Annotated in this window: 21 protein-coding genes and 1 riboswitch; of the genes, 9 read left to right on the forward strand and 12 right to left on the reverse strand. The window is 71.9% G+C overall.

The features are described 5' to 3' along the window. Positions 1–11: 11 nt before the first annotated feature. The gene (locus F4556_RS15215; protein WP_184915574.1) at positions 12–1,634 is read left to right on the forward strand and encodes a condensation domain-containing protein; all 1,623 of its coding nucleotides are present in this window, start codon (positions 12–14) and stop codon (positions 1,632–1,634) included. Positions 1,635–1,668: 34 nt separating this feature from the next. Here F4556_RS15215 and F4556_RS15220 read toward each other — a convergent pair whose 3' ends face one another. The 3 genes from F4556_RS15220 to F4556_RS15230 all read right to left on the reverse strand — a co-directional run bounded on the left by F4556_RS15220 (position 1,669) and on the right by F4556_RS15230 (position 3,728). After that, positions 1,669–2,355 (reverse strand): copper homeostasis protein CutC, encoded by a 687-nt coding sequence (locus F4556_RS15220; RefSeq protein WP_184915577.1) that lies wholly within the window; start codon positions 2,353–2,355, stop codon positions 1,669–1,671. Between the two features lie 132 nt (positions 2,356–2,487). Beyond that, entirely contained in the window at positions 2,488–3,384 is an 897-nt protein-coding gene (locus F4556_RS15225; RefSeq protein ID WP_184915580.1) for a hypothetical protein, read from the reverse strand. Beyond that, complete coding sequence (locus F4556_RS15230) at positions 3,381–3,728, reverse strand: PadR family transcriptional regulator (protein WP_184915583.1); 348 nt, start codon at positions 3,726–3,728, stop codon at positions 3,381–3,383. The genes F4556_RS15225 and F4556_RS15230 overlap by 4 nt, the downstream gene beginning before the upstream one ends. Positions 3,729–3,801: 73 nt before the next feature. On the opposite strand from F4556_RS15230, the gene F4556_RS15235 reads away from it, so the two are divergent. Next, positions 3,802–4,431: an HD domain-containing protein gene (locus tag F4556_RS15235; RefSeq protein WP_184915586.1), complete on the forward strand. Its 630-nt coding sequence runs from the start codon at positions 3,802–3,804 to the stop codon at positions 4,429–4,431. On the opposite strand, the gene F4556_RS15240 is transcribed toward F4556_RS15235, so the two are convergent. The 6 genes from F4556_RS15240 to thrC all read right to left on the reverse strand — a co-directional run bounded on the left by F4556_RS15240 (position 4,412) and on the right by thrC (position 9,485). After that, positions 4,412–4,705, reverse strand: a complete 294-nt coding sequence (locus F4556_RS15240; RefSeq protein WP_313068314.1) for a DUF4031 domain-containing protein — start codon at positions 4,703–4,705, stop codon at positions 4,412–4,414. The two genes, F4556_RS15235 and F4556_RS15240, sit on opposite strands and share 20 nt — an antisense overlap. Next, on the reverse strand, positions 4,702–5,061 hold the full coding sequence (locus F4556_RS15245; protein WP_184915592.1) for a DUF8819 family protein: 360 nt from the start codon (positions 5,059–5,061) through the stop codon (positions 4,702–4,704). The genes F4556_RS15240 and F4556_RS15245 overlap by 4 nt, the downstream gene beginning before the upstream one ends. A 101-nt stretch (positions 5,062–5,162) precedes the next feature. After that, positions 5,163–6,785 carry a chaperonin GroEL gene (gene groL / locus F4556_RS15250; protein ID WP_184915595.1) on the reverse strand — a complete coding sequence of 541 codons (1,623 nt, stop codon included), beginning with the start codon at positions 6,783–6,785 and terminating at the stop codon, positions 5,163–5,165. A gap of 323 nt (positions 6,786–7,108) precedes the next feature. Next, a complete protein-coding gene (locus F4556_RS15255; RefSeq protein WP_184915598.1) occupies positions 7,109–7,315 on the reverse strand; it encodes a cold-shock protein in 207 nt (68 codons plus the stop codon). 578 nt (positions 7,316–7,893) lie between these two features. Beyond that, on the reverse strand, positions 7,894–8,172 hold the full coding sequence (locus tag F4556_RS15260; protein ID WP_184915601.1) for a ubiquitin-like small modifier protein 1: 279 nt from the start codon (positions 8,170–8,172) through the stop codon (positions 7,894–7,896). Between the two features lie 32 nt (positions 8,173–8,204). Continuing rightward, entirely contained in the window at positions 8,205–9,485 is a 1,281-nt protein-coding gene (gene thrC, locus F4556_RS15265; protein WP_246511023.1) for a threonine synthase, read from the reverse strand. Between the two features lie 17 nt (positions 9,486–9,502). Beyond that, positions 9,503–9,640, reverse strand: a riboswitch (SAM riboswitch). Positions 9,641–9,843: 203 nt separating this feature from the next. Between thrC and F4556_RS15270 the strand changes: the two genes are divergently transcribed. Continuing rightward, on the forward strand, positions 9,844–10,863 hold the full coding sequence (locus tag F4556_RS15270; RefSeq protein ID WP_184924639.1) for a glucosyl-3-phosphoglycerate synthase: 1,020 nt from the start codon (positions 9,844–9,846) through the stop codon (positions 10,861–10,863). Between the two features lie 111 nt (positions 10,864–10,974). Beyond that, the gene (locus F4556_RS15275; RefSeq protein WP_184915606.1) at positions 10,975–12,447 is read left to right on the forward strand and encodes an alpha,alpha-trehalose-phosphate synthase (UDP-forming); all 1,473 of its coding nucleotides are present in this window, start codon (positions 10,975–10,977) and stop codon (positions 12,445–12,447) included. A gap of 8 nt (positions 12,448–12,455) precedes the next feature. On the opposite strand, the gene F4556_RS15280 is transcribed toward F4556_RS15275, so the two are convergent. Further along, entirely contained in the window at positions 12,456–13,196 is a 741-nt protein-coding gene (locus tag F4556_RS15280; RefSeq protein ID WP_221503615.1) for an SDR family NAD(P)-dependent oxidoreductase, read from the reverse strand. A 101-nt stretch (positions 13,197–13,297) separates the two neighbouring features. After that, a complete protein-coding gene (locus F4556_RS15285; protein ID WP_184915611.1) occupies positions 13,298–15,265 on the reverse strand; it encodes a carbohydrate-binding protein in 1,968 nt (655 codons plus the stop codon). 194 nt (positions 15,266–15,459) lie between these two features. On the opposite strand from F4556_RS15285, the gene F4556_RS15290 reads away from it, so the two are divergent. From F4556_RS15290 to F4556_RS15310, 5 genes are read left to right on the forward strand one after another with little or no spacing between them, the layout of a single operon-like run. Further along, positions 15,460–16,797: an ABC transporter substrate-binding protein gene (locus F4556_RS15290; protein ID WP_184915613.1), complete on the forward strand. Its 1,338-nt coding sequence runs from the start codon at positions 15,460–15,462 to the stop codon at positions 16,795–16,797. After that, the gene (locus F4556_RS15295; protein ID WP_184915614.1) at positions 16,794–17,636 is read left to right on the forward strand and encodes a carbohydrate ABC transporter permease; all 843 of its coding nucleotides are present in this window, start codon (positions 16,794–16,796) and stop codon (positions 17,634–17,636) included. The genes F4556_RS15290 and F4556_RS15295 overlap by 4 nt, the downstream gene beginning before the upstream one ends. Next, positions 17,633–18,448 carry a carbohydrate ABC transporter permease gene (locus F4556_RS15300; RefSeq protein WP_184915615.1) on the forward strand — a complete coding sequence of 272 codons (816 nt, stop codon included), beginning with the start codon at positions 17,633–17,635 and terminating at the stop codon, positions 18,446–18,448. The genes F4556_RS15295 and F4556_RS15300 overlap by 4 nt, the downstream gene beginning before the upstream one ends. Further along, positions 18,445–20,187, forward strand: coding sequence for a glycoside hydrolase family 36 protein (locus F4556_RS15305; RefSeq protein ID WP_184915616.1), 1,743 nt, complete (start codon positions 18,445–18,447; stop codon positions 20,185–20,187). The genes F4556_RS15300 and F4556_RS15305 overlap by 4 nt, the downstream gene beginning before the upstream one ends. Further along, a complete protein-coding gene (locus tag F4556_RS15310; protein WP_184915617.1) occupies positions 20,184–21,182 on the forward strand; it encodes a LacI family DNA-binding transcriptional regulator in 999 nt (332 codons plus the stop codon). The genes F4556_RS15305 and F4556_RS15310 overlap by 4 nt, the downstream gene beginning before the upstream one ends. 6 nt (positions 21,183–21,188) lie before the next feature. Here the strand turns inward: F4556_RS15310 and otsB are convergent, their stop codons facing one another. After that, positions 21,189–22,013, reverse strand: a complete 825-nt coding sequence (gene otsB / locus F4556_RS15315) for a trehalose-phosphatase (RefSeq protein WP_184915621.1) — start codon at positions 22,011–22,013, stop codon at positions 21,189–21,191. Between the last annotated feature and the right edge of the window lie 74 nt (positions 22,014–22,087).

The raw sequence follows: 22,087 nt of genomic DNA on the forward strand, positions 1-22,087 counted from the left end.
AGGAACCACACGTGTCCGACAGTCAGACGATCCAGCTCCCGGTGTCCCCCGGCCCGACCCCCGCGACCCCGGAGCCGTCCGGTGCCCTCGCCACGGTCTGGGCTGCCGTCCTGGGCGAACAGCCAGAGCCGGGCAGCAACTTCTTCGCCTCCGGTGGCACCTCACTGGGCGCCGCCCGCCTGGTCGCCGGAATCCGTCGGCACTGCGAGGTGGGGCTGAAGCTGGTCGATGTCCTGGAGCACCCCACCTTCGGCGAGCTGCTGGCCCTGATCACCCGGTCCGGCGCCGCTCAGGTCGCCGCGGCGGACACCTGGACGCTGCCGACCGGGACCGCACCGGTGCTCTCCCCCAACCAGCGCAGCCGGCTCGTCCGGGACGCCGGGAATGTCCGCGAGCTCGGCCGACGGCTGCCGCACACCGTCGCCGTCACCTGGATCGCGGACGGGCCGCTCGACGTCCCCCGACTGTTCGACGCCGCCCGGGCGGTGGGCAGTCGGCACGCCGCGCTCTCCCTGCGCGTCTCCGGGCCCGACGGGGTGTGGGGTGGGGACGGCGCGCCGGAGTGCCGGGTGATCGACCTGCCCGGGCTCGCGGTGGACGACGACCGGGTCCGCCGGGAGGTGGACGACCACGCCGGCGGCCTCATCGACCTGCACGACGGCCCGATCTGGTCCGTCCAGGTGCTCCGGCTCTCGGCGGTGAGCCACGTGATCAGCATCGCCGTCGACCACCTGGTGTGCGACGGGGATTCCCTGCCGGTCCTGCAGCGCGACCTCACCGAGGCGTACGAGACCCGGGAGGCGCTGCCCGCGCTGCCCCACAGCTACTTCGACTGGGTGGCCTGGCAGAAGAAGCTGATCGCGGACTCGGACCTCGACGAGGTGCGCGAGCGGATCGGCGCCGCCCCGGACGCCGGGACGGTGGTGCCCGGACTGCGGCTCCGGGACGAGAGCCAGGCGGCCGGTGCCCCGGCGGTCGGCGTCGTCGAGCAGCGGATCCCCGCCGGCGTGGTGGCCGGGCTGGAGCGGCTCTGCCGGGAATCCGGCTGCCCTCCCATGCACGCGGCCCTGCTCGGGCTGGCGGCGGCCCTCGAAGGTCAGCGCTCGCCCGGGCGGCTCGGGGTGCTGGTGCCCTTCGCCAACCGTGACCATCCGATGTCGGCCGGTCTGATCGGCTGGATGGCCAACCTGGTCCCGTTGAGCTTCGAGCCGGAGGCCGACGGGTCCTTCGCGGCGAACCTCGCCCTCGTCAGCCGCTCGCTCCGGACCGCCGCCGGTGACGCCCACATGGGGCTGGGCTACCTGATGGAGCGCGCCCGGGAGGAATCCATCCCCTTGGACGGCACGGACCTCACGCTGTACTTCGACTACCGCGAGGAGTCCGTCGAGCACTTCCGCCTGGGCGGGGCCACCCTCCGGGAGTACCACGGCGAGGTGGAGTACGGCCTGCGGAACCGGTTGAGCGTCTGGGTCACCCGACTGCTGGACGGCAGTCTGGAGTACCGGATGGCCCACGAGCTTCCCCGAGTCCCGGCGGACCGCGCGAAAGCCCTGTTGGCCACTGTGGCCGCCCTGCTCACCGAGGCGGCCGAGCAGCCGACCGCCTCCCTGCGGTCCCTGGCGACCCCCCGCTAGGCCTCTCGTTCGGATCACTCCGGGCGGCTTGGGCTCAGCTGTCGATCAGGGCCCGCCAGTGCGCGACCTTGGCCGGGTCGACCGGGGTGTCCCAGCCGTTGCTACGGACCGGGCCGCCGACGTGGAAGCCGGCGAAGCCGGCGGCCCGGAGGCCGGGGACGTGTTCGGCCCGGAGGCCGCCGCCGATCAGGATCTGCTGGCGGTAGCCGGGGTCGCCCGCCTTGGCGAGCTCGCCCGCCAGGACCTCCTGGCCCGCGCTGACGCCGGCCGGGGAGCCGGAGGTGAGGAAGGTGTCCAGGCCGGGCAGGTCGCCGACGGCGGCGCGGACGGCGGCCCGGTCGGCGCTGTGGTCGATCGCCCGGTGGAAGGTCCAGCGGCAGCCCGCGACGGCCTCGGCGACGGCCTGGGTCGCGGCCAGGTCCACCGCACCGTCGGCGTCCAGGAAGCCGAAGACGAACTCCTCGGCGCCCTCGGCGCGCAGCGCGGCGGCCCGCGCGCGCAGCTCGTCCAGGCTGCCGGGGGTGAAGCCGTCGCGGATCCGGAGCATCACCCGGAGCGGGATGGTCACCGCGTCCCGGATGGCGGCGAAGTCCTCGACGGAGGGCGTGAGTCCGTCGGCGGCCATGTCGGCGACCAGTTCGAGTCGGTCGGCACCACCCGCCTGAGCAGCCCGGGCGTCCTCCGCCGTCAGCGCGATCACTTCGAACATTGGTCTAGACATATTGCTTACCCTGCCACATCCGGAGGCCCGTCGGCGAGCCCCCTGCACGGGGAAATAGATCAGCCCCGCCGGGCGGCGGACCTGTGCTTCCCAGCATGGCCACCACCCGGCAGGGCTGCATCCGGCACCGGCTCAACCAGTGCTGACCCGCTCCCGCCGACGCGTCAGGTACCGGCAGGCCAGGACGACCGCCGGACCCACCAGCAGCACCACCGCCGCCAGCCGCCCCGCACCACCGGCCTGGCTGACCGCGTCGAAGGTGCACTGCTGCACCGCGTACGGCAGCGCGGCCACCGCGACCGCCGCCACCCGGGGTGCCCCCGCGCCGACCCCGGTCAGCAGCAGCGCCAGCAGCAGGACGATCACCAGCACGCCCCGGCCCGGATAGCCCGGGTTGTAGAAGTCCCAGCCGACGTACATCGCGCCCGCCAGCAGCAGACCGGCGGCCGCCGCCAGGGCCTGCCCCCAGGAGGCCCTGGCCCGCAGATCCGCCGGCACCAGCCAGAGCAGCACCGCCCAGAGCACGGGGGCGGCCACCACCCAGGTCAGGTCCAGCAGGGCCCAACCCGCGCGGAAGACCGAGCTGTGCTCCCCGATCCAGACCATCAGGAACCCGTACCGCAGCAGCGCCCCGGCCGCCATCAGGGCCACCGCCAGCCGGGCCACCGCCCACCGGCCGGCCGGCCCTGCCACCAGGGCCAGCAGCGAGCAGCCGACCACGCCGTACCTGAGCTGCGGGGGCACACCGGGGTAGTCGTGGTCCAGCAGCACGGCCAGCAGCATCACCCCGGCCTGCAGGCCCAGCATCAGCGGCGCCGCCGCCGCGAGCACCCGGCCGGTCATCCCACCGAACGTCAGACCGGTGCGCAGGCGCAGCCCGTAGGCCGCCAGGTCGAGCGCCTCCCGGGCGACGGCCAGGCGGCCGGCTCCGGCGGTGGTCTGGCCGAACACGGCGGCCAGTTCACCGCCGCGCTCGCGGCGGTAGGCGGCCGGGTAGAGCGCCAGGGCGAATCGGAACAGCTTGGTCATGCGAAGGCCCCCCTGACCCTCGGGCGGACAACGGCGAGTCGGCGGTCGGCCTCGGCCAGCACCGCGCGCAGCCGTTCGGTCTCGGCGGCCAGCGCGGCCCGGCCGGGCTCGGCCAGCGCGTACGTCCGGCGGGCCCGGCCGTCCACGATCTCCTCGCGCTCGACCGTGATCAGGCCCTGGCCGAGCAGCCGGTCCAGCGCGCCGTAGAGCGTGCCGGTGCGCATCCTGACCCGGCCGTCGGAGATCGCGGCGATCTCCTGGATCAGGGCGTACCCGTGACGCGGCGCGTCGGCCAGCGCGGTGAGCAGCAGCAGGGTGGGCTCCTGCATGGAGCGTTCTGTCATACGCCTACATATATCGTTCACCGGCATATGAGGGCAAGAGATTCCTGACCCACCGTCGGGAAGAATGACCGTCATGACCACCGCGCTGCTGGACCGTTGGACCGCCCTGCTGCTCCGCACCGGAGCCACCGTCGACCCCGGGCCCTACGGCCGCGACCTGCTGGCCCGCTGGGCCGAGCCGCAGCGGCGCTACCACTCCACCGCCCATCTGACGGCTGTGCTGGACCACGTGGACACGCTGGCCGGACACGCCGAGGACGCCGACGCCGTCCGGCTGGCCGCCTGGTTCCACGACGCCGTCTACAAGCCGGACCGTTCCGAGAACGAGGAACGCAGCGCCCAACTGGCCGTCCGCGCCCTGCGCGAGGCCGGGCTCGGCGAGCCGCTGACCGAGGAGGTCGCCCGGCTGGTCCGACTGACCGTCGGCCACCACCCCGCCCCCGGCGACCGCAACGGCGAGGTGCTCTGCGACGCCGACCTGGCCGTCCTCGGCGGCACCCCCGAGCAGTACGCCGCGTACGCCGCCGCCGTCCGCGCGGAGTACGCCTTCGTCCCCGACGACGCCTTCCGCGAGGGGCGGGCCGCGATCCTGCGCCAGCTGCTCGCGCTGCCCGCCCTCTACCGCACCGACACCGCCCGGCAGCGCTTCGACGACGCCGCCCGCCGCAACCTGGCGGCCGAACTCATGCTCCTGGAGCGCTGACCTTCAGATCGGCCGTCCGCCCGGCCTTCCGCCGCCGCAGCCCGGCCGCGGTCAGCCGGGCAACCAGCTCCTTGCTACCGACCGGCTGCGCGCCGAGCCCTATCGCCTTCTCGTACCAGGCGGCCGGGATGTCGTAGTGATCCCGCTCGAACCCGCGCGCGGGGGCGCCCAGCCGCTCGGCGAAGGCGTGCAGCTCCTCGTACGAGACGTCGCTGACCAGGTGCGACCAGTGCTTCCCGTGCCCCGGCCAGGACGGCGGGTCGATCAGGATCACGACAGCGCACCCACCGGCGCCACCACGGCCGCCTCCTTGCCGCACACCCAGTGCGGCTCGGGCCCCAACTCCGGCTCCACACTCAGCGCGTGCGGGTCCCCCTCGGCCGCACACACCTCACACAGCGGCCAGCGGCCGTACGCCTCCAGCAGCTTGTCCTGCACGTCCTGCGCCACCAGCCCGAGCACGTACTCGGTCCCGTCCGGCCACTGCTCCAGCCACCACCGCCGGTGCGTCACGGCATCCTCCACCAGCGACACCACCTGCGGGTCGGCCACCTCCCGCGCGGTCAGGTCGGCCAGGATCAGCGCCCGCGCGGCGTGCAGCGCGGCTTCGATGTCAGCGGAGGAACTCATCCGCCCATTGTCCCGCAGGCCGCCGGAAGCCGGAAACGCCGCGAGGCGGCCCCCCGAAGGGGACCGCCTCGCGGTGCTGAACCGACTGATCCGCAGGAGGATCAGAAGTCCATGTCGCCACCCGGCATGCCGCCGCCCGCGGGGGCACCGGCCTTCTCGGGCTTGTCGGCGATGACGGCCTCGGTGGTGAGGAAGAGCGCCGCGATGGAGGCGGCGTTCTGCAGCGCGGAGCGGGTGACCTTGGCCGGGTCGATGATGCCCGCGGCGATGAGGTCGACGTACTCGTTGGTCGCGGCGTTCAGGCCCCAACCGGGCTGCAGGTTGCGGACCTTCTCGACCACGACGCCGCCCTCGAGGCCGGCGTTGACCGCGATCTGCTTGATCGGGGCCTCCAGCGCGACGCGGACGATGTTGGCACCGGTGGCCTCGTCGCCCTCGAGCTCCAGCTTGTCGAACGCGACCGCGGCCTGCAGCAGCGCAACGCCACCACCGGCGACGATGCCCTCCTCGACGGCGGCCTTCGCGTTGCGAACGGCGTCCTCGATGCGGTGCTTGCGCTCCTTGAGCTCGACCTCGGTCGCGGCGCCGGCCTTGATGACGGCCACGCCGCCCGCGAGCTTCGCCAGGCGCTCCTGGAGCTTCTCGCGGTCGTAGTCCGAGTCGCTGTTCTCGATCTCGGCGCGGATCTGGTTGACCCGGCCGGCGACCTGGTCGCTGTCGCCGCCACCGTCGACGATGGTGGTCTCGTCCTTGGTGATGACCACCTTGCGAGCGGTGCCCAGCAGGTCGACGCCGGCGTTCTCGAGCTTGAGGCCGACCTCCTCGGAGATCACGGTGCCACCGGTGAGGATGGCGATGTCGCCGAGCATGGCCTTGCGACGGTCACCGAAGCCCGGGGCCTTGACGGCGACGGACTTGAAGGTGCCACGGATCTTGTTCACGACCAGGGTCGACAGGGCCTCGCCCTCGACGTCCTCGGCGATGATGACGAGCGGCTTGCCACTCTGCATGACCTTCTCCAGCAGCGGGAGCAGGTCCTTGACCGAGCCGATCTTGGAGTTGGCGATCAGGATGTACGGGTCCTCGAAGGACGCCTCCATCCGCTCCAGGTCGGTGGCGAAGTACGCGGAGATGTAGCCCTTGTCGAAGCGCATGCCCTCGGTGAGCTCGAGCTCCAGACCGAAGGTGTTGCTCTCCTCGACGGTGATGACACCTTCCTTGCCGACCTTGTCCATCGCCTCGGCGATGAGCTCGCCGATCTGGGTGTCGGCGGCCGAGATGGAGGCGGTCGAAGCGATCTGCTCCTTGGTCTCGACATCCTTGGCCTGGGCCAGCAGCTGGTCCGAGACGGCCTTGACGGCCTTCTCGATGCCGCGCTTCAGGGCCATCGGGTTGGCGCCGGCCGCGACGTTGCGCAGACCCTCGCGCACGAGCGCCTGGGCCAGCACGGTGGCGGTGGTGGTGCCGTCGCCCGCGACGTCGTCGGTCTTCTTGGCGACCTCCTTGACGAGCTCGGCACCGATCTTCTCGTACGGGTCCTCGAGCTCGATCTCCTTGGCGATGGAGACGCCGTCGTTCGTGATCGTGGGGGCGCCCCACTTCTTCTCCAGGACGACGTTGCGGCCCTTGGGGCCGAGCGTCACCTTGACGGCGTCGGCAAGCTGGTTCATGCCACGCTCAAGGCCGCGGCGAGCTTCCTCGTCAAACGCGATGATCTTGGCCATCGGAAGTGGTCCTCCAGGACACGGTCGACTGCACCGGACCGAGGGGCGCCCGCGACGGACGGCCCTGGTGTGCGGGGGTCTTGTCCCCTACCGCTCCCGGGGGCCTCACCGACCCGGTCCGTTGTCACTCTCATGCTGCGAGTGCTAACGCCAATGATTAGCACTCTCGGGTATCGAGTGCAAGCCCAATCGTGGTAGTGACACGCGAACAGCGGGAACGGGCGGGAACGACAGCAGGCCCGTACGACGGTGTCGTACGGGCCTGCTGCCCAACCAGGTGACGCCAGCTCGTGGCCGAGCCGAGACTCCGAGGTTCGGAAAGGTCAGACCGCCGGCGTACGGACCATGTCCGCCTGCGGGCCCTTCTGTCCCTGAGAGATCTCGAACTCGACCCGCTGGCCCTCCTCGAGGGTGCGGTAGCCGTCCATCTGGATCGCGCTGTAGTGGACGAACACGTCCGCACCACCGTCGACCGCGATGAAGCCGTACCCCTTCTCCGCGTTGAACCACTTGACGGTGCCCTGAGCCATTCCGAACTCCCCTTGTGCTGTGCTGGCCCTTCGCGGACCCGCAGGATGCGGGCCCAGGTCTGAACAGGCACGCCCGAGGGAACCCCCCCTGGGCGCAGCCGTGCACGCCGCAAACGCCCCACCGGGCCACCAGGAGGCGGTCCGGCCGACGGGTGAATGCGTCGATCGCGGCTGAATGTATCCGGACAGACGCCCTCTGCAACAGGGCCAACCTTGCCGAATTCCCCGGCAGCCGAATGGGATATCGCGGGAGGAAAGCGGCAGAATGCGGCAATTCACTCCGGGCATAGCGGACTCATCACCGCAAAATGCGGCCAGATTTCTGACGCTTGCCTGACATCTTCTGTCTCACGCGGTCCGGCGGATGTCTCAACGGCCGGACGGGCCTTGCGTACGCGATCGGCTGACGGTGCGTGGGGCGGGCGGCGGAGCGAGTGCGGATTCGCCGACCCGGGATCGCACTCTACTCCCTCGCACCTGCCCGAATTTCCACCCGACAGCGGCGAGCCGCCGACAGTACCGGAAATAGCGATTCCGGTACGTCGACGGCTCGACGGTATTCCTCGAAGGGCGGGAGTTCAGCAGCCGCCGGCCACCGCGGGAATGATCGAGATGCCCGCGCCGTCCTTGATCTCGGTCTCCAGGCCCTCGGCGAAACGCACGTCGTCGTCGTTCACGTACACGTTGACGAAGCGACGCAGCTTGCCCGCGTCGTCCAGCACCCGGGCGGCGATGCCGGGGTGGTTGGCGTCCAGGTCGGCGATGACGGCGCCCAGGGTGGCGCCCTCGGCGGTGACCTCGGCGACGCCGCCGGTGTAGGTGCGCAGGATGGTCGGGATGCGGACGGTGGCGCTCATGCGCGGGCTCCTAGCGGGGAGGTGAGGGGGGATCAGGCGGAGGCGAGACCGGCGGCGCGGAACGAATCCAGCGTCGGGCGGATGGTGGCGGTCAGACCCGCCTCGGCGACGGCGTCCAGGGTCTTCAGGCCGTCCCCGGTGTTGATCGCGACGGTCTCCTTGGACGGGTCCAGCTGGCCGGTCTCGACCAGCTTCTTCAGCACGCCGATGGTCACCCCGCCGGCGGTCTCGGCGAAGATGCCCTCGGTACGGGCCAGCAGCTTGATCGCCTCGACCACCTCGGCGTCGGTCACGTCCTCGACCGCGCCGCCGGTGCGGCGGGCGATGTCCAGCACGTACGGGCCGTCGGCCGGGTTGCCGATCGCCAGCGACTTGGCGATGGTGTCCGGCTTGACCGGGCGGATCACGTCGTGGCCCGCCTTGAAGGCGGTGGAGACCGGGGAGCAGCCCTCGGCCTGGGCACCGAAGATCTTGTACGGGCGGTCCTCGACCAGGCCGAGCTTGATCAGCTCCTGCAGGCCCTTGTCGATCTTGGTGAGCTGGGAGCCCGAGGCGATCGGGATCACCAGCTGCTCCGGCAGCCGCCAGCCGAGCTGCTCGCAGATCTCGTACGCCAGGGTCTTCGAACCCTCGCCGTAGTACGGGCGGAGGTTGACGTTGACGAAGCCCCAGCCCTCGCCGGCCGGGTCGCCGATCAGCTCGGAACAGAACCGGTTCACGTCGTCGTAGTTGCCCTCGATGCCGACCAGCTCGCCGCCGTAGACACCGGCCATCACGACCTTGCCCTGCTCCAGGTCGTGCGGGATGAAGACGCAGGACTTGAAACCGGCCCGGGCCGCGGCGGCACCGACGGCACCGGCCAGGTTGCCGGTGGAGGAGCAGGAGAGGGTGGTGAAGTTGAAGGCGCGCGCCGCCTCGATGGCGCAGGCGACCACCCGGTCCTTGAAGGAGTGGGTCGGGTTGCCCGAGTCGTCCTTGACGTGCAGCTGGGCGGTGAAACCGAGCTCACGGCCCAGGTTGTCGGCCTTCACCAGCGGGGTCCAGCCCGGGTTCAGGTTGGGCTTGCCCGCCACGTCGGCCGGCACCGGCAGCAGGGGGGCGTAGCGCCAGATCGACGCGGGACCGGCCTCGATCCGCTTGCGCAGCTCCTCGGCGGACTCGGAGCCGAACTCGTACGCGATCTCCAGCGGGCCGAAGCACTCGACGCAGGCGAAGCTCGGACCGAGCGGGAATCGGGTGCCACACTCGCGACAGGACAGGGCGGCAGCGGGGCCGAGGTCGACGGTCGGGGCGGCAGAAACAGCGGTAGCCATGATGGCGGAGGCCTCTCTCCTCATCTTCCCCATGACGCGGGCGCGCCACAGGACGGAATTGGCACCTGTCCCGCCGGATGACCACTGCTGGTCGGCCGTGCGAGAAGGTTGCCGGGACTTCGACGGGCCGTTCCCTCAGTCCCTCTGGATGAGCTCTGTGAAGTTGTGGTCCTGCTCTCCGGCCGACCCCGACGTGCGAAGGTCTGACCGCAGTACGAAGACTGTATCCGAAGGCGCCCGGCAGGGAACCGCGCGTCCGAGTCGCGAGATGCCCTGTCCCGAGAAGCCAGTCCGCCGATCCAGCCCGAGGAGATCAGACGTGCCCGACCAGCCGATCCCGGCCGAACCGCCCGAGGAGCTGCTGCCGGAGGTGGCCGACTGGCTGCACCGGCGCTCCTGGACGACGGCCGACCGGCCCCCGGCCGACCTGCTCGCCGCCAAGCGGGCCGCCGGCCCGGCCGGGACGGTCAGCGTGGTGCTGCCCGCGCTCGACGAGGAGCCCACGGTCGGCGAGATCGTCCGGGTGATCCGGCGGGAACTGATGGAGCGGCTGCCGCTGGTGGACGAGATCGTGGTGGTCGACTCCGGCTCGATGGACGGCACCGCCGCGGCCGCGGCGGCGGCCGGCGCCCGGGTGGTGCACCGGGACGACGTGCTGCCCCGGCTGCCCGCCGCCCCGGGCAAGGGCGAGGTGCTCTGGCGCTCGCTGCTGGTCACCTCCGGCGAGATCGTCTGCTTCATCGACGCGGACCTGCGGGAGTTCGACCCGGCCTTCGTCTCCGGCATCGTCGGGCCGCTGCTGACCGATCCGGCGATCCAGCTGGTGAAGGCGATGTACGACCGGCCGCTGGAGACCGATGGCGCGGTGGTGCCGGCCGGCGGCGGGCGGGTCACCGAGCTGGTGGCGCGGCCGCTGCTGAACCTGCACTGGCCCCAACTGGCCGGATTCGTCCAGCCCTTGGGCGGGGAGTACGCCGCCCGGCGGTCGCTGCTGGAGCGGCTGCCGTTCCCGACCGGGTACGGGGTCGAGCTGGGCCTGCTGGTGGACGCGCTCGACCTGGTCGGCCTGGACGCCCTGGCCCAGGTCGACGTCGGGGTCCGGCACCACCGGCACCAGGACGGCCAGGCGCTCGGCCGGATGGCGGCCACCATCTACCGCACCGCCCTGGAACGCCTGGACCGCACCCACCGCCTCAAGACCACCCCCGACCTGGTCCACCCCCTGCTCACCCAGTTCACCCGCGACCCCGCCACCCGCGAGTTCACCGCCCACACCCACCCGGTCGGCGCGCTAGAACGGCCCCCGATGATCACCATCCCCGACTACGTGCACCACCAGGGGCTCGGGGAACTGCGACGCCGACCTCGAAAGAGGTGATCGCCGCGTAGGTGGTCAGGCACTTTCGCAGTGACCCGAACCGACCCCCTGACTTGCCCGAAGGGTGTGCCGACTGGTTTGACCCCCCGGGTGCGAGGCAAGGTTGGTGTCATGGCCGATCTCGCGACCGAACGTTCGAATCTGACCGGAGCCGCCCCCATCCTGGTGGCCTCCAACCGGGGGCCGGTGTCCTTCACCGCCGAGGACGACGGCTCGCTGACCCTGCGCAGAGGAGGCGGCGGCCTGGTCTCGGGCCTGTCCGCGATCGACGACCCGTCCGCCGTCTGGGTGTGCGCCGCCCTCTCCGAGGCCGACCGGACGGCGGCCCGCCGCTCCCCCGAGGGCCGGCTCGACCTCGGCGGCTTCGAGGTCGGCGGCCAGGCCGTCCGGATGCTGGACATCGACCCCGGCACCTTCGCCCGGGCGTACAACGGCGTGGCCAACTCCACCCTGTGGTTCGTCCATCACCTGCTGTACGAGACGCCGGTGGCGCCGGTCTTCGACGACCGGTTCCGCCGCGAGTGGGACTCCTACCGGGCGTACAACACCGCCTTCGCCGAGGCGCTCGCCGCCGAGGCCGCGCCGGGTGCGGCGGTACTGATCCAGGACTACCACCTCTCCCTCGCGCCGGACCAACTCCGGCAGCTGCGGCCCGACTTGAAGATCGGTCACTTCTCGCACACCCCGTGGGCCCCGCCCGAGTACTACCGGATGCTGCCGGACGACGTGGCCGCCGACGTGCTGACCGGCATCCTCGGCGCGGACCGCGCGGCCTTCCTGACCCGCCGCTGGGCGCTGGCCTTCGCGGACTGCTGCGAGGCGGTGCTCGGCGCCACCGTGGACCGGGCCGCGCTCACCGTGACGCACGCCGGCCGGACCACCCGGCTCGGCGTGCACGCCCTCGGTGCGGACGCCGACTTCCTCCGCGAGCGCTCCCACCAGCCGGACGTGGACGCCCGGTTGGCGACCCTGAAGGAGGCCGTCGGCGAGCGCCGGACGATCGTCCGGGTGGACCGGACCGAGCTGAGCAAGAACATCGTCCGCGGCCTGCTGGCCTACCGGCACCTGCTGCGCTCCCGCCCGGAGTGGCTGGACCGGGTGGTGCACATCGCGTTCGCCTACCCGTCCCGGCACGACCTGCCGGAGTACCGGGAGTACACCGCCGCGGTGCAGCGGATCGCGCAGGAGATCAACGACGAGTTCGGCACCCCGGCCTGGCAGCCGCTGATCCTGCACGTGAACGACGACTTCCCGCGCTCGCTGGCCGCCTACCGGCTGGCCGACGTGGCGCTGGTCAACCCGATCCGGGACGGGATGAACCTGGTCGCCAAGGAGGTGCCGGTGGTCTCCGACGCCGGGTGCGCCCTGGTGCTCTCCCGGGAGGCGGGCGCGTACGCCGAACTGGCCGACGACGCCATCACGGTGAACCCGTACGACGTGATCGAGACCGCCGAGGCGCTGCACCGGGCGCTCACCATGCCGACGGCCGAACGGACCGACCGCACCAAGCGGTTGGCCGCCGCCTCGACCGCACTGCCGCCGCAGCAGTGGTTCCTGGACCAGCTCACGGCACTCCGCGAGTAGCGACCGAATCAGGCCGCGAACCCGCCGTCCACACTGATCGCGGCCCCGGTGACGTACCGGCCGTCAGGCCCGGCCAGGTACGCCACGGTAGCCGCGATCTCGGCGGGTTCGGCGTAACGGCCCAGCGCGGTGAAGCCGTTCACGGTCTCGGCGAACGGGCCCTCGGCCGGGTTGGCGTCGGTGTCGGTCGGGCCCGGGTGGACCAGGTTGACGGTGATGCCCCGGGGGCCGAGCTCCCGGGCCAGCCCCTTGACCATGCCGACCTGGGCGGTCTTGCTCGCCGCGTACAGGGCGAGGCCGGGGAACACCACCCGCTCGGCCACGTTGCTGCCAATGCCGATGATCCGGCCGCCCTCGGTCATGTGCCGGACCGCCGCCTGCGCGGCCAGCAGCGGCGCCCGTACGTTCACCGCCAAGGTCCGGTCCAGCAGGCCGAGTTCGAGCTCCTCCAGCGGGCCCATCGGGAACACCGCCGCGTTGTTCACCAGGATGTCCAGCCGCCCGAGCGTCGCGGCCGTCTCGTCCACGGCTGCCCGGACGGCCGCCGGGTCGGCGCTGTCGGCCCGGATCGCCAGTGCCCGGCGGCCGAGCGCCTCGACCTGCTTGACCACCTGCCCGGCCCGCTCCGCGTTCCGTTCGTACGTCAGCGCCACGTCGGCGCCCTCCTCGGCCAGCCGGATCGCCACGGCCGCGCCGATCCCCCTGCTGCCGCCGGTCACCAGTGCCACATGTCCCTCAAGTCGCTTCATGTGGACCAGCATTGTCGACTGAGGCGGCCCGGTCCGGCGGGATTCGGACCTCGCGTTCCGGGGTGCGGTGTCACCACAACCTCCGCACCCCGGAACGGACGTCAGCCGGCCACGCCGACCACGACGGCCTGACCCGGCGTCACCTTGACACTCGCGTAGCTGTAGGTGACGCCGTGTTCGACCTTGGTCAGCGCGGGGCGGGCGGCCCCGTTCACCGTCAGGGTCGGGTGGCTGCCGACGAAGCGGGCCTCCCAGGTGTACGTGCGGGAGGCCGAGTGGTTGGTCAGGGTGGAGCTGGTGGCGCCGTCGTGCCGCAGGCCGACGGTGTCCTTGCCGACCGGGATGTCGTCGACCTGGAGCCAGTCCATCCCGGCGGGCAGCCGGGACTGGGTGGTCAGCCGGCGGTTGGGCGCGTCGGGGTCGAGGCCGAGCAGGCCGGAGACGGTCTGGCCGACCAGGGTGAAGGAGACCTCGGGGTAGTCGCCGTTCGGGCCCTGCGAGGCGTTCACGTGCTGGACGTCGCGCTGGTCGTAGACGTGCCGCATCCACTTCCAGGCGGTGTCGTTGCGGTTGTTGTTGAAGAAGGTGTCGGGCAGGTAGGTGAACGCCTCGATGTTGGACGGGCCGTCGGCGCCGGCGGCCTGGGCGTCGATGTAGTCCAGGTAGGCGTCGTTGCGCGGACCGGCCTCGATGATCTTCTTCATCGGCATGAACCAGCTGTTCTCCAGGCCCCAGCCCTTGAACGCGGTGCCGTCCAGGGAGTACGCCCGGACCATGTCGGCGCCCGAACCGGTGCCGCTCCACTCCGAGTTGAAGTACTGCTTGAGCGCCGCCGCCTGCTGCTCCGCCTCGGCGGCCAGCGCCGCGTCGCCCTTGGCCTTCGCCAGCGCGGCCACCGCCAGATAGGCCTGGTACTGGGCCGCGATGCCGTCACCGGCCTCGGCGAGCTTCTCGTTGCCCTGCTCGTTGTAGCTGGCGGTGCCGGAGAAGATGCCCTTGCCGGTGCCCTCGGCGACCTGCACCGCGCCGTTGCCCTTGGCCGCGTTGTGCAGGGCGACGAACTCCTTGGTGGTGTGCCGGTAGAAGTCCCAGAACACCTCGTCGTTCACGTACGCCGCGTCACCGCTCCAGCGGTACGCCTGGGCCGCCTTCTCCACCAGCTCGAACGGGGCGGGCACCTCGCGGACGAAGGAGCTCGGGTTGCGGTAGTCGATGCTCAGGTAGCTGCCGGTGTCGAAGTTGTGCGCCCAGACCGGGTAGTACTTGTGCGCCTCGGTGGCCGAGGCCGCGAAGGAGCGCAGCATGCTGCGGTTCTCGGCGGTCAGGCCGAGCACCTGGGCGCCGACCACCTGGTGCGCCATGTCCCGGGAGTAGTAGCCGCTGCGGTTGGCGTAACCAGCCCAGTAGGACGGGCCGTAGGTGGCGGTGCCGGTGCCGAAGCGGTTGTTCTCGTCGACGTTCACCGGGCCGGTCGAACCGGCCAGCAGCACCCAGCTGTTGGCCTTCCGCTTGGCCCAGTCGAACATCTCCACGACCTTCGGGTCGGAGGAGCTGATCCGGGGGTCGGCCGGGGCCGCCGGGGAGATCATCACGTCGTCCACGTTGAGCCAGCCGTCGCCGGACTCGAAGGCGATCTCCAGCCTGTCGCCCCCGGCCACCGAGACCCGGCTGACGGTGTGCCGGGAGTACTCGTACCGGGTCGGCACGGTGACCGCGCCGGCCTCGACGCCGTTCACCCGCACCACGAACCGGCCGTTCGGGCCGCCGGTGGCGATCCAGGCCGAGATGTCGTACCGGCCGGCGGTCGGGGCGGTCAGGGTCTGGGCGACCCGGAAGCCGCGGCCGCCGTCCAGGTACGCCAACTTGGCGCCGCCGTGCGGGTAGTTGCTGGCGACCCCGGCACCCGAGGTGAACTCCCATCCCCTGGTGCCCAGTTCGAACCCGGGATTGAGCACCGTCGGCACCTTGGCGGCGGCGGCCGGGGCTGCGCCGGCCACCGCCAGGGTCTGCGGGACGAGCGGTATCAGCAGTGCGAGAGCGGTGAGCAGCGGCAGTCTGGCGCGTCGCATCAAGGTCTCCAGGTCTCTCCGTTGAGGGTGCCGCGACGCTAACAGCGAGCCGGGCCCACTTTCAATGCGCTGGAGCAAGGATTCTTCCTCGCCTGCACGATCTCGAAGAAAGTTTTCATCGATCCATTGCAAGTCGGCTCCGCTCATTGCTAGCGTCCTGGCCGTCACACCACCCTCGAAAAAGGCGGACCACCATGACCACCCTCGACCGACGCGGACTCCTCAGACTCGGCGGCGCCCTGACCGTGGGTGCCGGACTCGCCGCCTGCTCGGGCACCGGCACCGGCACCGACGGCGGTGGCGCCGGCGACCCCCGCAAGGGCGAGATCACGGTCTGGAGCTGGCAGGGCCCAGCCGCCCAGCTCAAGGCGCTGCTGCCGGAGTTCAACAAGACGTACCCGGACATCAAGGTCACCGTGCAGGACATCGGCAACCCGGCGATCTGGGACAAGATCACCACCGGTCTGGCGGCCGGCGGCAGCGGCCTGGCCGACGTGCTGCACATCGGGGTGGACTACCTGCCCGGCTACGTGGAGAAGTTCCCGACCGGCCTGGCCGACCTCGGCCCGCTCGGCGCGAACAAGCACAAGGACGCCTTCGCACAGGGCCTGTGGCAGACCGTCGCCCCCAAGGGCCGGGTCAACGCCCTGCCCTGGGAGGCCAATTCGGGCGGCTTCTACTACCGCGCCGACCTCTTCGAGAAGGCCGGGGTGGACGTCGAGTCGCTGGGGACCTGGGACGAGGTGATCGAGGCGGGCAAGAAGCTCAAGGCCGCCACCGGCGCCCACCTGCTCGGCATCGACAAGCCCGCCTCGCAGCCCGACGCGGCCAACTTCTTCCAGCTGCTGCTCCAGCTCCAGGGGAAGTTCTACTTCGACCTGGCCGGCGCGATCACGCTGGACTCCCCCGAGGCGGTCACCGCGCTCACCTTGATCAAGAAGATGAACGACGCCGGCCTGGTCAGCGACCTGTCCGGCGGCTGGAGCGCGCTGGAGAACTCGATCAAGCAGGGCACCGCCGCCGTGCTGCCCTGGCCGACCTGGTTCGGCGGCATCATCGAGGGCCTGGTCCCGCAGGAGGCCGGCAAGTGGAAGGTCCGGCTGCCCCCGGCCGTCCGCCGGGGCGGCGCCACCGCCGCCACCGTCAACTCCACCCACCTGGCGATCGCCGGGTCCAGCAAGCAGCAGGCCGCCGCCTGGACCTTCATCGAGTACGTGCTCACCAAGCCGTCCTCGCAGGTGGCGATCTACCGCGGCAAGGGCATCGCCCCGGCCCTGATGGCCGCGTACGAGGACTCGGTCTTCCACGAGCCCTCGGCGTTCTTCAGCGGCCAGAAGAAGGGCGAGATCTTCCTCGGCGCGCTGAAGGCCCCCTCCCCCGCCTTCAACTACTCCGCCGACTACGCCCGCGCGCTCAAGGTGGTCACCGACGCGCAGACCAAGGTGCTGCTCAAGGGCGCCGACCCGGCCGAGGTGCTGAAGCAGGCTGCCGACCAACTGGCCCAGCAGACCGGGCGCAAGGTCGTGCGATGACCCGTCGCACCATGCCCTACCTGTTCGTGCTCCCGGCGGTGCTGCTGTTCGCCGCCTTCAAGCTCTACCCGATCCTCGCCTCGTTCCGGCTCAGCCTCTACAAGCAGTCGGGCGGAGTGGAGACCTTCGCCGGTCTCGACAACTACGCCCGGCTGCTGGACGATTCGCTGTTCTGGACCGCGCTCGGCAACAGCGCGGTGATCCTGGCCGTCCAGGTCCCGCTGATGCTGGCACTCGCCACCGGCCTCGCGGTCGCCTTCAACTCCCGCTTGCTGAAGGCCCGTTCGGTGTTCCGGCTGGGCTTCTTCCTGCCGATGATCACCGGCCTGGTGGCGTACGGGATCGTCTTCTCGGTGCTGCTCAACCAGCAGTACGGGCTGGTCAACTGGCTGCTCGGCAGCGACATCCCGTGGCTGACCGACCCACTGCTCGCCAAGGTCTCCCTCGGCCTGGCGCTCACCTGGCACTACACCGGCTACAACGCGGTGATCCTGCTGGCCCGGTTGCAGACCGTCCCCACCGAGCTGTACGACGCGGCGGCGGTGGACGGCGCCGGGGCCTGGCGCGCCTTCCGGCACGTCACGCTGCCCGGGCTGCGGCCCGCGCTGCTGCTGACCACCGTGCTCTCCACCATCGGCACCCTGCAACTCTTCGACGAGCCCTACGTGCTGACCGGCGGCGGGCCCGACAACGCGACCCTGACGATCGGCATGTACCTCTACCAGAACGCCTTCAAGTACTTCGACTTCGGCTACGCCTCGGCCATCGCCTACGCGCTGGCCCTGCTGATCGGGGCGCTCGGCCTGCTCCAGTTCAAGGTGCTCGGAGGGAAGTCGTGAAGCTCCGCAGCCTCACCCTGACCTGGTCGCTGGCCCTCACCCTGGCCGCCGTCCTGGTCCCGTTCTACTGGCTGGTCATCGCGGCCACCCACAGCTCGCAGGAGATCTTCCGCACCCCGCCGCCGCTGCTCCCGGGCGGCCACCTGCTGGACAACCTGAACAGCCTTCAGGAGAAGGCCGGCTTCGGCCGGGTGGTGCTCAACTCGCTCGGCATCGCCACCGTCTACACGCTGGTCGCCGGGACGGTCTGCACGCTGGCCGGGTACGGCTTCGCCAAGTTCCGGTTCCGCGGCCGGGAGCCGCTGTTCGGGCTGCTGATGCTCGGTCTGGTGATCCCGGCCCAGGTCACCCTGGTGCCGCTGTTCCGGCTGATGGCCGAGCTGCGGTGGCTGGACACCTACCAGGCGGTCCTGCTGCCCAACCTGGCGCTGCCGTTCGGGATCTTCCTGATGCGGCAGTCGATGGCCGCGCTGCCGGACGAACTGCTCGACTCGGGCCGGGTGGACGGCTGCGGCGAACTGCGGCTGTTCCTCCGGGTCGCGCTGCCGCCGATGCGGCCCGCGCTGGCCGCGCTCGCCATCTTCCTCTTCCTGTTCCAGTGGAACGAATTCATCTGGCCGTTGATCGTGCTCCGTGACGACTCCTCCCTGACCATCCCGGTCGCGCTCGCCTCGCTGCAGGGCGTCGACGACACCGACTACGGCGCGATCCTGGCCGGTACGGCGATCGCCGCACTGCCGATGGCCGCGCTCTTCCTCGCCCTCCAGCGGCACTTCGTGTCCGGGCTGCTCGCCGGGGCGGTGAAGGAATGAGCACCGATCAGGAGGCGGTCACCACCGCCGAGTTGACCCCGGCCGTGTTCGAGCCGCTGCTCGACCAGGTCTCGATCGCCGTCCCGGACGGACACTGGTCCAGCACCGAACTCCCGTCCGGCCTCCGGCTGGTGGCCGTCGAGGCGGGTGGCGGGCCGGTCGAGGTCCGGCTGACCGTCCCGCTCGGCGACGCCGCCGGGTACTGGCACCCGCAGGGCGGCTGGCGGCGCACGCTGCCCGCCGACTGGGAGGGCCGGGCGAAGGTCTCGCTGGTGGACGCGCTGGCCACCGGCTGCCTGTTCGACCACGCGGGCGCCACCCTGCTGACCTTCGCGGCGGCCGACCCGGTGCCCGAGGCCGAACTCCGGTTCGGCGTCTCGGAGGAGACCGACAGCTTCGTCGTCCAGCTCCGGCTGCCGCCGTCCGCCGACCCGCACCGGCTGCTCTTCGTGCCCCGCTCGCCCACCGTGGCCGGCGCCATGCGGGCGCTGCGCTCCTGGTACGCCGCCGGGGTCGACCCGATGCCGGTGCCCGAGGGCGCCCGCACCCCGGTCTACTCGACCTGGTACGCCTTCAACCAGCGGGTGGACGCCGAATCGGTCGAGCAGGAGGCCGCACTGGCCGCTCAGCTCGGCTTCGGCGCGCTGATCCTGGACGACGGCTGGCAGCTCGGCGGCCACGGCCGGGGCTACGCGGGCTGCGGCGACTGGCGGCCCGACCCGGCCAAGTTCCCCGACCTGGCCGCCCACGTCCGCCGGGTCCGCGCCGATGGCCTGCGCTACCTGCTCTGGACCGCCCCGCTGCTGGTCGGCCCGCACTCCGAGGCCTACCGCCGGTGGGCCCCGACCGTCCCGGCCACCGTGCCGGGGGCGTACGTGCTGGACCCGCGCAAGCCCGAGGTCAGGCGGCACGTGATCGAGCTCTGCGCCTCTCTGGTCCAGGAGTTCGGGGTGGACGGGCTCAAGCTGGACTTCCTCGACGAGGCCATGGTGCACGCCGGGGACGGCGGCCCGGACGTCGGCCGGGCGATGACCGTACTGCTCACCGAGCTGCGGGCCGAGCTGGAGCCGATCCGGCCCGGACTGCTGCTGGAGCTGCGCCAGCCGTACGTCGGGCCCGGCATGGCGCCGTTCGGGAACCTGCTGCGCTCCTTCGACTGCCCGGCGGACTCCACCGCCAACCGGGTCCGCACCCTCGACACCGCGTTCCTGGCGGTCGGCGGCGCGGTCCACTCCGACATGCTGCTCTGGCCCCCGGAGGCCCCGGCGCACAGCGCCGCCCGGCAGTTGATCGGCGCCCTGCACGCCGTACCGCAGGTCTCCGTCCGGCTCACCAGGCTGCCCGAGGAGCACCTGGCCGCGGTGGCCTTCTGGCTCGGGCAGTGGCGACGGCTGCGCGACACCCTGCTGGACGGCGAGGTCGAGCCGGGCCGCCCGGACGAGCTGTACCCCGTGGTGCGGGTCTCCGGCGACCGGGTCCTGCTGGTCAGCGTGCACGCCGAGCAGGTGGTCCCGGTCGCGCTGACCCGGCATCAGGAGCTGGTCCTGGTGAACGGCTCGGCCACGGACCGGCTGGTCCTGGAGGTGGCCGCGCCGGGCGTTTCGGCCGAGCTCGCGGTCCACGGCCCCACCGGCCGTATCATCGAGCGGAGTCGGCTCACGCTGCCGCCCGGCCTGCACAGCCTGCCGGTGCCGCGCTCGGGCCTGGCCATTCTCACCAGCTTGGAAGGGACGGCATGAAGGTCGGGATCACCGAACTCGCAGCCCGCGCGGGGGTCAGCGAGGCGACCGTAAGCCGGGTGATCAACCGACGGCAGGGGGTCGCCAAGAAGACCCGGGACGCGGTGGAGCAGGCGATGGCCGAGCTCGGCTACGAACGCTCCACGCCCGGGCAGTTGGTGGCCGTGGTGACCGAGCACATCTCCAACCCGTTCTTCGCGGACGTGGCCGAGCGGATCGAGTCCGCACTCGCCCCGCACGGGCTCAAGATGGTGCTCTGCCCGGCCTTCCCCGGCGGCGTGCAGGAACGCGACTTCGTCGCCGCCCTGGTCGACCGGGGGGTCGCGGCGGTGGTCTTCCTCTCCGCCAGCAACACCCTGGAGGGCGCCGACACCGAGACGTACGAGCTGCTGCGGGACCGCCGCATCCCGTACGTCGGCGTCAACGGCCAGTTCGAGGACGGCCACCCGGCGCCGGTCTTCTCCACCGACGACGCGCTGGCCGCCGAACTGGCGGTGGACCACCTCTACCGGCTCGGCCACCGCCGGATCGGGATGGCCTCGGGCCCGGCCGGGAACCACCCGGCGGACCGCCGGGTGGCGGGCTTCCTGACCGCGATGACCAGGCGCGGCCTGGCCGACGCCGAGCAGTGGGTGATCCGGCAGTCCTACACCGTCGAGGGCGGCCAGGCGGCCGCCGCCGCCCTGGTCCAGCGGGGTGCCACCGCGATCGTCGCGGCCAGCGACTTCATGGCGCTCGGCGCGATCCGCGGGGTCCGGCGGCAGGGCCGCTCGGTGCCCGAGGACGTCTCGGTGGTCGGCTACGACGGCACGATGATCACCGAGTTCACCGACCCGCCGCTGACCACCGTCCGGCAGCCGGCCGACCGGCTGGCCCTGGAGGTCGGGCGCAGCGTACTCGCCCTGGTGGCCAACCGGCCCGTGCCGGTGGGCGAGTTGCTGTTCGACCCCGAGCTGGTGATCCGCTCCACCACCGCACCGCCGCCCGCCGCCTGACCGGCCCTACAGCCGGGCGGCCAGCGCCCCCAGCAGCTCGGCCACCCCGGCCGGGCCCGGCACCAACAGGTCGGCCCGGTCGGCGAGTTCGGTGACCTGGGCCTCGCCGGTGGTGGCCGAGCTGCACACCAGCAGCGCCGGGTGCCCCGCGGCGCGGCGCCGCTCCAGCGCGGCGTACGCCGGGAGGTCGCCGAGGTCGTCACCGGCGTAGAGCACCGGGCCCGGCTCCCGCTCGGCGAGGAAGGCGGTCAGGGCGCCGCCCTTGTCGACCCCCGGCGGCCGGAGCTCCAGCACGTACCGGCCCGGCTCCACCATCAGCCCGTTCGCGGCGGCCAACTGCTCCAGCGGGGCCCGGAGTTGCTCCAGCGCACCCTGCGGGTCAGCGGTCCGGCGGGTGTGCACGGCCAGCGCCCGGCCCTTGTCCTCGGTCCAGGTCCCCTCCGGGGCACCCGACTCGGCCAGTACGGACGGCAGTTGCTCCCGAGCGGCAGCCACCCCGGCCGGCGGCGGCGGCGAAGTGAGCACGCCCCCCTCCCAGCGCTCGGCACCGTACTGCCCCAGCACCGTGAACCGGTCCAGCCCGGCGAACCCGCCGTACTCCACCGCCACCGCAGCCGGACGGCCCGTCACCACCACCACCGCACCGAGCAGGGGCGCCAGCGCCTCCAGCGCGGCCACCGCGGCCGGGTCGGCCCGCGCCGAGTCCGGATCCGCCACGATCGGGGCCAACGTGCCGTCGAAGTCCAGCGCCACCACCGCGGACCTCGGCTCGGCCAGCAACGCGGCCAGCCCGGCCCGGCCGGCGGGCGTACTCGGCTCAGGGATACCCATGGCTCGACCATAGGGCCAGGGCACACGGTTCGGTAGGCAGGGGCTCGGGGAACGGCGACGGTTCGTGGCTGGCG

The sequence above is a fragment of the Kitasatospora gansuensis genome (assembly GCF_014203705.1).
Lineage (GTDB): Bacteria > Actinomycetota > Actinomycetes > Streptomycetales > Streptomycetaceae > Kitasatospora > Kitasatospora gansuensis.